General features: G+C 61.9%; 1 pseudogene. It reads right to left on the bottom strand.

Going from position 1 to position 373, the window contains the following annotated elements:
- Positions 1-373, bottom strand: a pseudogene (locus FEM54_RS33615) (MFS transporter); the annotation flags it as partial.

Raw genomic sequence — 373 nt, 5'->3', positions numbered from 1 at the left:
TGCCGACAAAAATGGCGCCATAGGCGTAGCCGCCGATTACCAGGGCCAGCGCCGCGAGCGTCAGCGAATGGACCGAGAAGGCCGTCAGCAGGAGCAGGAAGGCTGCACACTGGGCGAGCAACCCAGAACGCAATGCACGCGCTGCATCCAGGCGTTTGCAATACAGTTGGCTGGCCCCGGCGATCAACAGGTACACCGCCATGCTGTAGCCAAACATCCCACGGTCACTCAAGCCCAGCTGCTGTTCGGCAGCGCCGGGGCCAATCACGAAGACGCAGGCCGTGAACGACCAGCTGAAAAACACCGACCATGCGCACAAGTGGAAGGGCCGACCAATACCGCGCAGGCCTTCACGTAACGACGCTTGTGCAGT

Origin of the sequence: Pseudomonas edaphica (assembly GCF_005863185.1) — a bacterium.
In the GTDB taxonomy this organism is placed as follows: domain Bacteria; phylum Pseudomonadota; class Gammaproteobacteria; order Pseudomonadales; family Pseudomonadaceae; genus Aquipseudomonas; species Aquipseudomonas edaphica.
Note: the sequence above shows the minus strand (reverse complement) of the source record. Positions and strands in the feature narration are given on the sequence as shown.